Here is a 14,696-nt window from a genome sequence, read left to right on the forward strand (position 1 = left end):
TCTTCCGAACACCTGTGTACAAGCCACCCATTACCGCACCATAGGAAGATATTTCTCCCTGTTTTCGATGATCACCCAGATCAGTACCGCCCAGAGCACGAGCACCATCGGTAATCCGGACGATAAAGAAATAACGGTTAACAAAATGCCAACCATTACGGGGAAAAGGATCACCGCCCCTAAAGCCCTGGAACGGGGAATAATCACCAGGATCCCCCCGGTGATCTCGGCAATGCCGATAAGTGGCATCAGCCATTTGATCTGCATAATAGCGCCGAACATAGCCACGGCATTTTTCGGCATGTCTTTAGGTACGGGCATGTAATTAAAAAACTTGTTGAGGCCGGCATTAATAAACATCAGCCCGAATAACAGGCATACAATGAACAGGATTGTCTTTTTCATGATTTATGTGGTTTAATTGTTTTTTTCAAGTTAATAACGGCAGCTTTACACCTTCACTTTTTTCCAGTTCCCTTTTTTGAAATAATACCAGGAAACCAAGGCTAAAAGCGCTTCGGCAGCCGGCACTGCTGTAATTGCACCTGCCGAGTGCATACCGAAGCCTTTGGCGAGTAAATAAGCTAAAGGCACCTGGAAAAGCCAGAAGCAACCGAAATTGATCCAGGTAGGCGTTTTGGTATCCCCGGCCCCGTTTAAGGCCTGGCTCATAACCATGGCGATGGCATAAAATATAAATCCCGAACCGATGATCCGGAGCGCCGTACTCCCGTAGTTCAAAATAACGGGCTCGGTTGTAAATACGCTGATGATGGGCCGGGCGAAGAACAGGAACAACAGCATCACGAAACTCATTAATATGGCATTATAACGCGCTGTAAGCAGCACACTTTGCGCTGCCCTGTCAACACGGCCTGCACCTAAGTTTTGCCCAACCAGGGTTGCAGCAGCATTGCTTAATCCCCAGCAGGGTAAAATAAAGAAAACGAAATTCCGGAAGGCAATCTGGTAGCCGGCCGAGGCTGCTGTACCACCGGTTTCCGCAACCAACCTTGTAAGGATGATCCAGCTGCCACTTGCAATGATAAATTGAAAAGTTGCAGGCCAGGCAACAGTGATGATGGTTTTTACAATCGCCGGATCCCAATTAAAGTGAGCCCAACGGAACTTCAAAATACCGCTGCCTTTAAACAGGTGGTACACCTGGAAAGTTACTCCGCAGCTCCTTCCGATGACGGTGGCCATGGCAGCGCCTTTTAACCCGAAAAAGTGAATAAAAACAGGGCAAAGAATAATGTTGATAGCGCTTGCGATCCAAAGACTTTTCATCGCCATAGCGGCATCACCCGCACCCCGAAAAATTCCGTTGATCAGAAACAACAGGATAATCACAAGGCTGCTGCCCAGCATGATCCGCGTAAAAACAGCGCCGTCCCTCACCACTTCTTCGCTTGCCCCCATCAACTTTAAGATTTCCGGTGCATATAAAACTCCAGCCAAGCTAACCAGGATAGTGGTGATCAGGCAAATTACCAGCGACTGGGCGCCGGCATGGGCCGCGGCTTCAGGTTTCTTTTCGCCTATCCTCCGCGCTACGATTGCTGTTGCAGCGGTGCTTAAGCCGATGGCGATGGAATAAACAATGGTAATCACCGACTCTGTTAAGCCTACCGTGGCTATAGCGTTTTGCCCGAGTTTACTTACAAAAAACATATCCACTACCGCAAAAACGCTTTCCAGGCTTAACTCCAGGATCATTGGAATAGCTAGTAAAAAGATGGCTTTCGGAATACTGCCTTGCGTATAATCCTGTTGCTCGCCATTAAGGGAAAGCTTAATGGCGTTCCATAGTTTCGAGCTTGTGATCTGTAATGTACTCATCGTTATTTGCTTATTTAAATTTTGTACGGTTGCCGGTTTACTTTGTTGTTTTTCGTAACACGATCCTCATTGATCATAAACTTAATCAACGATACAAAGATGTGATGCATGCCGGTATTTCGCAGCGTGCAAAAGCGACAATCCCGGGGGTATTTCGCGACAAGATTATTTCCGCAGCACGTCTGCTTCGCGCACAACCTCAAACCGGCGCGGGTATCAGCGTCGGTTAATAATAGTATTATCTTGTAAATAAGGTAAGTTACTTATCTTTAGCCAATGAGCAATGATATTTTCTTCCGAAAAATAAAAACTTATGCGCAGCTCTCGCCGCAGGCCGAAGCTGCATGGGCTGCTTTGCTCCGTGAAAATACCTATAATAAGGGCGACTATTTTGTTACAGAAGGCCAGACACCTAAAAAGGTGGCCTTTATTGTAAATGGCTTAATGTATCAATATTATGCTGCCGAAAACGGCGATATGGTGATTAAATATTTCTTCCCCGAAAACCGTATTGCCGGCTCAATGACTGCTACGCTCACACAGTCGCCGAGTAATTTTACCATCAAAGCGCTGGAAGATACCGATGTGCTTGAATATAATTTTATAGAGTTTAAAAAATTGGTTGCCATTTATCCCGATATCGCAGCCTTTTATATCCGCTACATGGAACAGCATTGGATAGTGGAAAAGGAACCTTATGAGGTATCACTGCGGTATGAATCGGCAAAAACCAATTACGATAATTTTCTCCGCAAATATCCTGGTTTAGTAAAACGGCTAAAGAAACAACACATCGCCGCTTATCTCGGCATCACCCCCACGCAGCTGAGCCGGATATTTTTTGCGAATAAGTGAAATTTTTCGCTTTTCTCAACATATGTAAATTTTTCTAAAAAACGGGTAGTGCAACTTTGTGCCATCAACAACAATAAAAAAATTAAAATCATGGCAACAAAAATTTTCATCAACCTCCCTGTTAAAGACCTGGACAGGTCAAAAACTTTTTTCAGCGGACTTGGCTATAGCTTTAATCCGCAATTTAGCGATGACAAAGCAGCCTGCATGGTGGTAAGCGAGCACATTTATGTAATGATGCTGGTAGAAAGCTATTTTAAAACTTTTACTAAAAAAGAGGTAAGCGATGCACACCGGGCAACTGAAGTATTGCTGGCCCTGGATGCAACCTCCCGTGAGGAAGTACAACAAACCATAGCAAAAGCAACCGAACTTGGGGGCTCCATTTATGCCGACCCGCAAGACCACGGCTGGATGTATCAGCACAGCTTTGCCGACCCGGACGGCCATCAATGGGAAATTGTTTATATGGACACAACCAATATGCCGGATTTTAGTTGAGGCTGAATGCTGTTTTTACCCTCTGTGGTTAAATTTTTATCACGGAGGGTAACCTGAAGCCAATGCATTATATTCCCCGACATATGATGCCGCTGGACTGCAGGCGCAATTTTGAGCCCGCAGTTATAATTCCGGATCACTGTAATTTATTTTCTTATCACTTCTTACAAACGGACCAACCATCAAAACTTCCACCTTCAGCAAATATTTCCTATCTTCATATCAAATACTCACTAAACCATATGATTAAACCTGTCATTGCCCGACTGATAATCCCATTCGTGATGCTATTTTTTGGGGTTTCAATATTGTTTTCAGGCTGTAAAAAAGATGCGGCCAAAAAACAGGCAGGTCCCGCCTGTTATGATTATATGACGATAGACTCGAACATGAGCTTCCGGGAGGCGGCTTATGCCAATTATTACTATTACAACAGCCAGCACCAACTGATAAGACATGTGGTTACCAGCGGCGGTGCCGTTGCCTGGAGCGATACTTTTGCCTACGATCATGGGCATGTGGTGAAGTCGTGGATGGCGCTGGGCAACAACACTTTCGCCAATTATTACACCCGTAACGAGTATGATTATAACGATACGTTGATGAGCGTCAGCCGGTATTACCTGGGTAATAAACTTATAGTACACAGCGCCTACACTTACGACTCCAAAGGGCGGCTTGCCAGCTACGCTCAATATTCAGACAATACCTCCCTGCAAACCGATGGCAACTATATTGATAATTTGGTATACGACGACAACGACAATTTAACCGAGCTTACCGACCAATACGGCAATGTAAAAGCGCGCTACGGTAATTACGACGATAAGCCCAACGTAAACTACAGGATGCCCTACGACTGGGCCTATGATATCTTCAATTATTTCAATCCATTCTCTAAGCATAACGTTGGCGTTCAGCATTTCTACACCTATAATACATATAGCGCAAAAACGGATACCAGCAATCATACTTTTACCTATACTTACACCAATGGCAAGGTAGCGACAGAAATTATTGACGGAAGCGTTTTAATGAAGTTGAGTTCGTTATGTAAATAGATTTGTCATGTGTTGGGTATTGGTCAGTTCCAAAACAGGTGTGGAGATGTAGTGCCGGCAAAGAACGTGGCTTACCCGTGCCTTTCATTAAATGGATTCGGGAGAGCGCAACAGAACTCCCCGCTATAAAAGCAGGCGCGCCCGTCAACCTGGATAGCGAGGTAAAAAAGTGATTTTCACCCATATTTTCGCACCTTAAACTGCAAACATCAACGCCAGTCTGATTATATTACGGGATTATTAGGATTGACTGAATGACCCGTACACTTTTACTCTCTTTATTGGCCCTGTTACCCATGGGCGGCTTTGCTCAGCAGTTTACATTGATAGTTGTTAAAGAAAATGCCCAGCCCGCCGATGGTGCCACCGTTAAACTGATACAGGATAACCGGCAGGTAAGCGCGGGTATAAGCAATGCCCGCGGCCAGGCCATGTTCCGGAACATCCCGCAGGGAACATTCAGTTTCTCGGTATCTTATACCGGTTATCAGCCCCAAACTACCCGCAGCTATACTATTGCCGGGCATATAAAGCAGGATACCATTCGCATGCAACCCCTGAGTACCGTACTGAAAGAGGTAAACGTCACCGCAAAAACACCTCCTGTGGAAGTGAAGCAGGGAAAGTTGATCGTCAACGTAGAAGCCTCGGTAACCAATGTGGGCGCTACCGTATTGGAAGTTTTGGAGAAATCGCCTGGTGTGATGGTTGACCGTAATGGCGGCATCTCTTTACAAGGCAAGCCGGGGGTGCTGGTGATGATAGATGGCAAGCCTACCTATCTTTCCGGCGCCGATCTCAATAACCTGCTCAGCAGTATGAGTTCCACCCAGGTAGCGCAGATTGAGCTGATTGCCAACCCCACGGCACGGTATGATGCCAGCGGGAATGCGGGTATCATCAACATCAAAACAAAAAAGAACCGGCAAAAGGGTTTTAACGGATCGGTTTCGGCCACGGTGGCGCAGGGTGTTTACTTCAAAACCAATAATACACTGTCGCTGAATTACCGCGACGGACGCGTCAGCACTTTCTTTAATTATAATATCAGCCGCCAAAAATATCTTACCAACCTGTACGCGCTGCGCAAATACACCGACGCGGGCGGAGCAATCACCTCAACACTGGATCAGCCGTCGCACTTTACCGGCACGTTACTGAATAATACGGCCAAAGCGGGGATTGATTATGATGTTTCGTCCAAAACCACGGTTGGTATTGTGCTTGGCGGAACCATTATCCACCGCGAGGGGAATAACACAGCTTCGGCACGCTGGCTTAACCCAAGTGGCGCGGCAGATTCAGTCATTGCTACTGATAACGCCAATAACAGCCGGTTTAAAAACGGACAGGTGAGCCTGAGCTTTCGCCATGCCATCAGCAAAACCCAGGACATCAGTGCTGATGCCGACTGGCTGCACTACAACATTACCAGCGATCAGAATTTTAACAACCGCCTGCAAACTACCGGCGGTTATAACGAACTTACGCGTGCCAGCATTCCCACAGGCATCACCATACTCTCGGGCAAAGCCGACTATACACTCAAAACCGAAAACGATGGCCAATGGCAACTGGGCTGGAAATCGGTACGGAGCAGTACCGATAACTCCGCAGATTATCAAAACTTCACCTCGGGCCAATGGGCCGACGACCTGACCCGCAGTAACCATTTCCTGTATAACGAGAATATCCATGCGATTTATGCGCTGTTGGAGCGGAAACACAAGGCAATTAGCTACCAGGTTGGCCTGCGTTACGAGCATACCGATTATCATGCGCATCAACTGGGCAACGTGCTTCAAAAAGATTCGGCCTTTTCACGCAACTACGGCAGCTTTTTCCCCAGCGGCTATTTCAGTTACCAGGCTGATACTGCCAATAATTTTACCCTAACCCTGAGCCGTCGCATTGACCGCCCGGTTTACCAAACGCTTAATCCATTCTATTTCATCATCAACAAGTACACTTATCAAACCGGCAACCCTTATATTTTGCCACAATACAGCTGGAACCTGGAGCTGAGCCATCAATACAAAAACCTGCTCACCACTACGCTGTCATACAGCAACATTAACAACTACTTTTCGCAGATATTTTTGAGTGATCCCGAACAAGCGGGCATCCTGCTGTATACTCAAGGTAATGTGGGGCGCACGTACATCATTGGTGTATCCGAAGCTATCACGGCGTCGCCCACCAACTGGTGGACGCTTACCGCACAGGCGCTGTATAATTACAAAAAACTGAGCGGCTTTAACGGCAATCATTACACATCAGATATTAACCAGCTTAACCTCAACGCCAGCAACCAGTTCACTATTAACAAACGTTTTACGGGCGAGCTATCTGGCTTTTACACCACCCGTGCCCGTAACGATGTGCAGGAACGGCTATACCCTACCGGTCAGCTCTCGGCAGGGCTGGGCATGTCGGTATTTAAAAAGAAAGCTAACCTGAAGTTGAGTATGCGCGATATATTTTACACCAATGCCATGGAAGGCTTAACGCAGTTCCCCAACGCCACCGAGTATTTTAAGATTAAGCGCGATAGCCGCGTAGTAGTGCTTGCGTTTACCTATCGCTTCGGTAAGAGCTACAAAACGGCTAAGCGCGATAATGGTGCTGCCGATGAAATGCAACGGGTGGGGAACGGGTAATGAAGGAGTTATTGCGTTTCCTTAATCTTGCGCTCGTTTGCAACGAGCACTTAATATGGCTTAGCGATTGCATCGCCAATTGCGTTATAAACGCAAATCCAGGTTACGCACCAGTTACAAACCATAGCTGTTGGGAAGATGAGGGATCGCTGGGACTGTTGTTTAAAAAGCCAAGTCATTGCTTCGTCGTTCCTCCTTATAATGACGCAATTGTAAGTTATTGATTATTAATGGTGTTTTTTTCGATCGTTTTTATAAAGTTGGCGTTGCCTGCGGCCCGGGCTGTACGCTCATACTGCACGGGCCTTAGCCACAAGGCCGGTATCCGCTCCCATCCCTAACGCGGCCCACGCGCACCATCGCCAAAATATATTTTATACGTCATGACGGTTTTTTTCAGGATTTCCCTGATGAGTACTCGCAATGACTTGGCTATGCAGATCGGACATGCATTGGCTACGAGATTGCCACGCTGCGCTCGCAATGACATGGCTTTTTTTTGTTTTTCCAGGAAACTTTCATCTTCCCAACACCTGTGGTTACAAACGAGCGCGAACTGGGAAAATGTCATTTCTAACCATTGAAGGGTGGGAAACAGCAAGGCAAGGGTACGAAATCTTATACGATATGCAAATTTACACGATAAAAGCAGGGCGTAGAAGATTTCTCTTCACCTGCCGACACACAAATCCCCTCTATGGTTCGTTCGACATCGTTTTTCAATTAGTAATAATCATTAAAGATGTGTACACTTAGTAGCCTTAAAGAAACATCACCTGCTGGCCTGATTGAGCCCATGCATCAATCCCTCCCACTAAGGGACGGATGCGCTTCAGCCCAACTTTGCGCAATTTATCTGCGTATCTTGCTGCGGTTATTTCATTCGGGCACGAGCAGTAAATAACAATCTCTTTATGCTGTGCATACCGATCGGCAATATCATTAAAACTATTTTCATCTATTGGGACTGAGCCCGGTATAAATCCATTTTTTGTGCGCTGATCTATCGGACGCGCATCAAGTATCACCGGGTTCGATTCTCCATCCAGCAATTCAATCAAATCATTTACAGTTACCCTATCCGTTTCAAACTGCCTGATAAGACGATAGCGCCGAAGCCATTTAAACAAAAGATATAAGCCGAATAAAACAACAACGAATAAACCTCCCAACTTACCGTAATGGCTTAATGCTGAGATCAAGCCGCCAACTTCATGTCTAAAAACTGCACCCAATGTTACTGCCGCACCGAGATAGATAAGTGCTGCGATGGACGAAAACAATACAAACAAGGTTACTTGCATGGCATAAACTCCGGCAACAACAGGCGCAAGCGTCGACAGCCCCGGAATAAATTTCACAATAGTTAACGCGGGGGCGCCGTAGCGTTCAAAAATATCGCCGGTGCTGCGAACACAGGTATCCGGTGAAATAGAAATTTTACATAACTTCCCAAGGATGCCCGTTCCGTATCTCTTCCCTGCAAAATATAATACAAGGTCTCCTGTTAATGTACCTAATGATCCGGTTAAAATTAGTATGATGATATTCGCTTCGGTTGGAGGGGTAACAGCTGTAGTTACGATCAGCACGGCAAATGCGGGCAACGGTAACCCTACGCTCTGTAAAAGCGTGATCAGGAATACCAGCCAGAGCCCATAGGTTTGTACTAAGTCAACTAATGTATTCATACTTAAGTTGCAGCTAAGATAAGACACTTAACTTTATTGATCAGTCCGATTTTGCGGATTAGCCATTATTTGACATCAAAAGTACGAACGGTTGGAAATAAGTGAATATTAAACAACTTGTGGTAAACTGAATAATATTTCAAACCATTCCAGAACAATCATTTCACATCTTCATGGCCATCGACAATGCCGCAACATTACTGAAATTAAGTTTTTTTAACTGAACCGAAGCGGCCTTCCCGTTTCCTTCTGTAATGCGGTAAAACTGGTTTATCTTCAAATTATGAAACCGCTGAACGGTATGGCTGCCAGCCCATGTAATCTCGAGCTCTTCGATAATGCCGGCATGTCCCACACCTATTTCCGCTTGTATAGGTGATGATCCAAAACTGCCACCAGAGTTAAGGTCCCTGTAAACACTTCTTTTAACTCCGTTATCAGTAAACGTTATTTTTAATTGACTGCCAATGGCGGCTTTATTGCTTTTTATGCCGTATGCCTTGATGTTTATCCAGTTGTTATTGTTTTGACCGGGGTTTACATACAAGGCACTGGTGTAGGCATCTCCTGCATAAGCGCCTCCCATTTCGATAAAGATATCCTGTAAACCACGGTTCCGGAAATCGGCAAACGCTACGCCGTGGCCTTTTTGCAGGTTGCCGGTTCCGGAAATGCTTGTTATGTCTTCAAATTGTTTTCCTTCAACGTTCCTAAACATCTTGTTTGGTATAAGGGAGCCAAAATCCGGGTTTCCTGTACCGAAATAAAGATCAGGAAAGCCATCATTATCAATGTCGCCAAAGTTTGCGCCCATACTGAACACCACCTTATCAAGACCTGTTTGTTTGGACACGTCCGTGAACGTACCATTGTGGTTATTTTTATACAGGTAGATATTTCCGGCGTTAGGTACAGGCTTGCCAAGCGCTTCAGCTGCAGCATAGTAGCCCAGCGGGGCATCGAATTTATAATCTGCAATCAGGATATCCTGCCAGCCATCATTATCGTAATCAAAAAACCAGGTTGTAAAGGTACTATTGGTATTCGCAAGGATCCCCGATTGCTTTGTAACGTCTTCAAAGTCGGGGATATTCCCAATCGTGCCTTTATTTTTTAACAGATACTTACGCCCGTCCATTGTCGAAATAAAAATATCCGGCCATCCGTCATGATTAAAATCTGCCGATGTAGCCCCTTTTACGTATGACATGATATCACAATGAGCTTGATGACTAACCTCGGTAAATGTGCCGTTACAGTTGTTCACGTACAGCATACTCTTATGGATATTAACGCTGTCACCGTTATTAAAACCCTCTGTCCCTACAAATACATCGAGCCATCCATCGTTATTAAAATCGGCCCAAACGGCTGCCTGGGTAGGGTGATAAAAAAGCAAACCCGCAGGTATCGTTACATCCGTAAACGTACCATCGCCATTGTTCCGCAATAATGAAGCCGGCTGATTGCCGAAACCGTTCTTTTTCCAGGCACCACGCAATACAAAAATGTCCATCCTGCCATCGTTGTTATAATCGGTTTGCTGGATATTCAATCCTCCGGTAAACTTCTGCAATCCGCTCGTTTCAGATTTGTCGGTAAATGTTCCGTCCTGGTTATTTTGAAAATAATGCATGTGGTCATCGAGCTCCGTTCCAGAGGTTACAATGTCCAAATAACCGTCGTTATTGAAATCGTCTGCTATAGCACCCCCTGCCCTGCTGTTCAGCTTAATACCCGCATCGGCAGCCATATCGGTGAAAGGTTTTATTTTTGCTGTACCCGCTTTGTCCAGACCGGGGATTAAAAACGGTTTAGGAACACTATCCGGGTAGCGGCCCAATGTCATGTAAGCGATATTGAGCATCCACCGCGATTCAAGGTCGGCCGGATGTTTTTTCAAAATTCGTTCATAAACTGCGATAGCATGTCGTGATCCGGTTTGATTCACGTGAATTGCATTATCCCTTATAGGATACGTACATGACATCCGGTTGTGATTCAGCATACAATTAGCCCGTTCACCCAAACGCATGTAGGCCAGGCCCATATCCGGTTCAAACAAATCGCCTTTTGAGCTGTCGGCGCCACTCACCATTTTTTCGTAGATGGCAACTGCCTGTTTTTCGTCGCCCGTTTCCAATAACAGCTTAGCTTTGGTATTTAAAAGAAAAAAATCGTTTTCCCGGCCAGGTTGCTTCAGTAAGCTATCGCATTGCGCCACCTTAGCTTCCGGACAAAACGGGTTACGGCTACTGTAATCCGCCTGGTTCAGGTTTGCTATGATCCTGATCATCTTTTGCTCCGATGATCCTCCACATGATAAAACCAATGCCATTGCGGGCATCAATACAAAAAAGACCGTATAAATATTCCTCCGCATTTTTTTGCTGGGGAAACTCAAGCCGATGAATATATTTTTTAACATCTCTTTGGTAATTATTGACCGAACTCCATCTTCTTAAGCTCTCAGCTGATGTAACGGTATCATCTGTAGCAGTAAATATTACTGCAGCCTGATCTCCCGGGCTTTGCCATTATTGGCAATAATCTTTACTTTTTGCGTACCGGGGCTTACTTTCAGGAACCTTGCCGATTGTGATAAAAAAGATGAGCCGTAATAAAACTCCTGCCGGGTAACCGAACCATCTTTTGCAAATACCTCAGCATACAGATCCTGCGGATCAATCTTTATTGTTTTTGCCGGTGTGTTAAGCTCTAATAACTTCAAATTGCCATTGTGCTCACTGGCCGACAGATAATACCGGTTATCCTTGCCCCTGAGTTTTACCAGGGCTTTCCCGTCGCCAGGAAAACAGATCCCGCTTTGCAATATCGAAAGCGGTTTAAAGCCACCCTTGCCATCTCCTTTTAAAAGCAGCCCGTTTAAGGCATCATACCTGCCTACCGACACATTTGTACCGTAATCGTTTCCATTAATAGCGACGTCTAAATTACCGTCGCCATCAAAGTCATCAACCACCATCCCGTTAATGGCAGACACCTGGGCATAATTTGGCAGGGGGTACATGTTAAATTTACCATTACCTAAATTTTCGAGGTAGCATGTCGTAAGCGTATTAGCCTTTAGCCGCAACGCGCTTTTCAATTGCTCAGGCGACAGCAAATCCTGCAATGTTGCATGCCCAAAGGAACGATAGTTCACAAATTTTTTCCGGAGACTGATCATTTGCTTAACGGCATCGTCACGAACAAAAGATGGAAATTCGCGTTTCACGCCATCTGTATCCGGAAGGAAGAGCGATGGAAAGGCATCGGTAGTTTTACGCTTGTCAAAGTCGCCGGCTGTAATATATACGGGCTCCTTGTCGGTGGCTTTAAAAAAGCTATTCTTTCCCAAATTGCCAACAATGTAATCGATCTTGCCGCAATGCCTGAAATCACCTGCTACAATAGAATTCCACCAGCCTATCTTATCAGCGATCCCTGAACCCGCTGTTGAGTTAACGAATTTGCCCTGAACATTTTTTATAAATGTGATGGGCATCCATTCACCGGCAATAACAAGGTCGGGCCAGCCATCATTATCATAATCAGTAACCAATGCATCGCAGGTTAATCCAAGGTTTTTCAAACAGGGGGCAACTGATGCCGTCACATCGGTAAATTGCAGTTTCCCGGGCTTGCTGTCATTCCGTAAAATAAAACTGGATACCGGGTTGGGATAATGCCAGGGATCAACGCGACCGGTTACCAGTAAATCCAGCTTACCATCCCTGTTATAGTCAAATGCTCTGACACATAGCTTACTTGTTAAATTACCGGGTAAGGCTCCCTTTTGTTCCCTGAAATGTCCCTGGCCATCATTCAGATAAATCCGGTCTGCATAGTTTTTAGAACCGGGGGCGCTTTCATATCCGCCGCTTGCAATATACAGGTCCGGCTTTCCATCGCCATCGGCATCAAATAATAATAAACTTTCATCTTTATAATTTGTACTGTCAGGCTTATCATCTATTAAGTTTCGCTGAAGAAACTTACCATTAGCCTGCTGCAGGAAAGCCTGGGCAGGAAATTTCTTATTACCGCCAATAGCAATATCATCGAGTCCGTTACCATCAAGATCTCCGGCTGCAAGGGCCGGAGCATATGCAGATAGTTTATGAGGTAATAGTTTTTGAATAGTAAAATCCGGGAAGTCACCTTCCTGGTGCCGGTAATTAATACCTGCAGAGCCCGTAATTTCTGTAAACAGGGCTCCGGTATTTTTATGTGGTACTACCCAGTTATAAGGCTGACTTGCGTTACTGACACTCACTTTAAGTGTTTGATTGGCCTTTACATTTTTTAAAACCTGTTTATAATTGTTCGGCCATCTGATCACTACCGAATCTAAAACATTATATTTTCCGAGGCCAAAATGTGCGAGGTTTTGAATGGACGACAAGTATCCGCGATAAGGATTATTTTCGTATACCTGATGTTGCCCGCCAGCGTAATAGATATCTACCCATGCACCTATACCATCCCTGTTAAAGCGGTCGCCACTCAATTTAACCTGCAGGTAATTTGATGGTTTGGGCGTCAACGCCCGGTTATTATTTTTATAAATGAGCGCCTCATCGTTGATGTTATTGATCACCATATCCATCGCGCCGTCATTGTCCAGGTCTGCATAGGCAGCGCCATTTGAAAATGTGGGTAAATCAAGTCCCCATTGGCTTGAGATATCACTAAAGTTTAAATCTCCATTATTTTGAAAGGCATAATTATGGATTTTGACCGTTGGGATCTGATCTATAACGGCCTTTTTTGAGGCTGTAGCATAAGGGTTGTTCCTGAAAACGATAAAGTCATGATCGGTAACATCCTTCGGAAACCCGTTGGTTACAACGATGTCGCGATAGCCATCATTATTGAAATCCGTTATCATTGGCGTCCAGCTCCAATCGGTTTCGGTTATCCCACTCAAAAATCCGGTTTCACTGAATATCGGGCCTTTAATAGAATCATTCTGTCCTAATGCAGGCCCCTGGTTTACCTGCAGGGTGTTACGGGCATATTGGTATTGATAAGCATAATGATTAAACATTTCATACGACTGGTAGCTTTCCGGCATCGACATCATTTTTTTCCGGTAATTATCCGGTGGCGACATATCCAGTTCAAACACATCGGCCAGGCCATCGTTGTTCAAATCTTCAATGTCCTGCCCCATTGCATTCATTGAAGTATGCTTAAAGTATTCTTTTGATCTGTTGGTGAAAGTACCGTCGCCATTATTAATGTAGAGGATATTGGGTGATATAAAATCGTTGGTAACGTAAATATCCTTCCATCCGTCTCTGTTTATATCCACAATGGTTGCAGCATGTCCATAACCTTCAATAGAGATGCCGGCTTTTTTTGAAACATCGATAAAAACCGGGTGCTTAAGTTTATCGTCCCATTTGTTTTCATATAACCTTCCGGTGCTTTTACCGCTGCCATCCGTAATTATAGGGCGAAACTGGTTTGCGTAATAGCCATCCCCCGGCCGGTTAACGGTGAGGTACATATCAAGCCTGCCATCATTATTGTAATCAAAAAAAGCGGCCATGGTAGAGTAGGCATGAATATCGAGGCCGTATTCTTTTCCTTCTTCTTTAAAGTGCGGTATCCCCTCCTTATCGGGGCCCTGATTAATGTAAAGCAGGTTTTGCCTTTTAACACTATCCTGCAACAGCGAATTGCATACATAAATATCCGGCAAGCCATCATTATTAATATCAATAACAGCAACCCCTCTGCCCCATTTTCCCAAACCATTTACACCGGCCTTATCGGTGATATCATCAAATTTGAAGTTGCCGCGGTTCAGGTACAGCCTGTTTGATACCGTGTTACCCGAAAAGTAAATATCCTGCAAGCCATCGTTATTGAAATCGCCAATACCTACGCCGCCGCCGTTATAAACGTTGGCATTATCAATCGGGTTGATAGAGTCGTTTTCGGTAATCAAATTATTGAAGGTGACGCCGGAGTGCGATGACGGTATCAATTCGAACAGCGTTTTCTTCTTTTTAGCGCATGAAAGAAAAACAACCGTAACAAGTAATAAAACCGGGTAAAATTTCTTCATTTAT

The 14,696-nt window shown here is 45.0% G+C and carries 10 protein-coding genes; 5 read left to right on the forward strand and 5 right to left on the reverse strand.

Annotation, left to right across the window (positions count from 1 at the left end; genetic code table 11):
* Positions 1-30 precede the first annotated feature (30 nt).
* Together ACEN9X_RS28235 and ACEN9X_RS28240 are read right to left on the reverse strand one after the other, a co-directional pair.
* On the reverse strand, positions 31-405 hold the full coding sequence (locus tag ACEN9X_RS28235; protein ID WP_413668314.1) for a DoxX family membrane protein: 375 nt from the start codon (positions 403-405) through the stop codon (positions 31-33).
* A gap of 45 nt (positions 406-450) precedes the next feature.
* The gene (locus tag ACEN9X_RS28240) at positions 451-1,842 is read right to left on the reverse strand and encodes an MATE family efflux transporter (protein ID WP_413668315.1); all 1,392 of its coding nucleotides are present in this window, start codon (positions 1,840-1,842) and stop codon (positions 451-453) included.
* A gap of 29 nt (positions 1,843-1,871) precedes the next feature.
* Between ACEN9X_RS28240 and ACEN9X_RS28245 the strand changes: the two genes are divergently transcribed.
* The 5 genes from ACEN9X_RS28245 (at position 1,872) to ACEN9X_RS28265 (ending at position 6,919) form a co-directional block, all read left to right on the forward strand.
* The gene (locus ACEN9X_RS28245) at positions 1,872-2,072 is read left to right on the forward strand and encodes a hypothetical protein (RefSeq protein ID WP_413668316.1); all 201 of its coding nucleotides are present in this window, start codon (positions 1,872-1,874) and stop codon (positions 2,070-2,072) included.
* 46 nt (positions 2,073-2,118) lie between these two features.
* Positions 2,119-2,697 (forward strand): Crp/Fnr family transcriptional regulator, encoded by a 579-nt coding sequence (locus ACEN9X_RS28250; RefSeq protein WP_413668317.1) that lies wholly within the window; start codon positions 2,119-2,121, stop codon positions 2,695-2,697.
* A 90-nt stretch (positions 2,698-2,787) separates the two neighbouring features.
* Positions 2,788-3,198 carry a VOC family protein gene (locus ACEN9X_RS28255; protein WP_413668318.1) on the forward strand — a complete coding sequence of 137 codons (411 nt, stop codon included), beginning with the start codon at positions 2,788-2,790 and terminating at the stop codon, positions 3,196-3,198.
* Between the two features lie 242 nt (positions 3,199-3,440).
* The gene (locus ACEN9X_RS28260; protein WP_413668319.1) at positions 3,441-4,259 is read left to right on the forward strand and encodes a hypothetical protein; all 819 of its coding nucleotides are present in this window, start codon (positions 3,441-3,443) and stop codon (positions 4,257-4,259) included.
* Positions 4,260-4,513: 254 nt separating this feature from the next.
* Complete coding sequence (locus ACEN9X_RS28265) at positions 4,514-6,919, forward strand: outer membrane beta-barrel protein (RefSeq protein ID WP_413668320.1); 2,406 nt, start codon at positions 4,514-4,516, stop codon at positions 6,917-6,919.
* 761 nt (positions 6,920-7,680) lie between these two features.
* On the opposite strand, the gene ACEN9X_RS28270 is transcribed toward ACEN9X_RS28265, so the two are convergent.
* The 3 genes from ACEN9X_RS28270 to ACEN9X_RS28280 form a co-directional block, all read right to left on the reverse strand.
* Positions 7,681-8,610 carry a rhodanese-like domain-containing protein gene (locus ACEN9X_RS28270; protein WP_413668321.1) on the reverse strand — a complete coding sequence of 310 codons (930 nt, stop codon included), beginning with the start codon at positions 8,608-8,610 and terminating at the stop codon, positions 7,681-7,683.
* A gap of 163 nt (positions 8,611-8,773) precedes the next feature.
* The gene (locus tag ACEN9X_RS28275; RefSeq protein ID WP_413668322.1) at positions 8,774-11,038 is read right to left on the reverse strand and encodes an FG-GAP-like repeat-containing protein; all 2,265 of its coding nucleotides are present in this window, start codon (positions 11,036-11,038) and stop codon (positions 8,774-8,776) included.
* Positions 11,039-11,116: 78 nt separating this feature from the next.
* On the reverse strand, positions 11,117-14,692 hold the full coding sequence (locus ACEN9X_RS28280; RefSeq protein ID WP_413668323.1) for a VCBS repeat-containing protein: 3,576 nt from the start codon (positions 14,690-14,692) through the stop codon (positions 11,117-11,119).
* Positions 14,693-14,696: the final 4 nt, after the last annotated feature.

This window comes from Mucilaginibacter sp. Mucisp86 (assembly GCF_047324315.1).
Lineage (GTDB): Bacteria > Bacteroidota > Bacteroidia > Sphingobacteriales > Sphingobacteriaceae > Mucilaginibacter.

Excerpts from the sequence above, each read along its gene's own strand:
- ACEN9X_RS28275 (WP_413668322.1), bottom strand. The coding sequence starts at position 11,038 with ATGTTAAAAAATATATTCATCGGCTTGAGTTTCCCCAGCAAAAAAATG.
- ACEN9X_RS28255 (WP_413668318.1), top strand. The coding sequence starts at position 2,788 with ATGGCAACAAAAATTTTCATCAACCTCCCTGTTAAAGACCTGGACAGG.
- ACEN9X_RS28250 (WP_413668317.1), top strand. The coding sequence starts at position 2,119 with ATGAGCAATGATATTTTCTTCCGAAAAATAAAAACTTATGCGCAGCTC.
- ACEN9X_RS28280 (WP_413668323.1), bottom strand. The coding sequence starts at position 14,692 with ATGAAGAAATTTTACCCGGTTTTATTACTTGTTACGGTTGTTTTTCTT.
- ACEN9X_RS28260 (WP_413668319.1), top strand. The coding sequence starts at position 3,441 with ATGATTAAACCTGTCATTGCCCGACTGATAATCCCATTCGTGATGCTA.
- ACEN9X_RS28240 (WP_413668315.1), bottom strand. The coding sequence starts at position 1,842 with ATGAGTACATTACAGATCACAAGCTCGAAACTATGGAACGCCATTAAG.
- ACEN9X_RS28270 (WP_413668321.1), bottom strand. The coding sequence starts at position 8,610 with ATGAATACATTAGTTGACTTAGTACAAACCTATGGGCTCTGGCTGGTA.
- ACEN9X_RS28235 (WP_413668314.1), bottom strand. The coding sequence starts at position 405 with ATGAAAAAGACAATCCTGTTCATTGTATGCCTGTTATTCGGGCTGATG.
- ACEN9X_RS28265 (WP_413668320.1), top strand. The coding sequence starts at position 4,514 with ATGACCCGTACACTTTTACTCTCTTTATTGGCCCTGTTACCCATGGGC.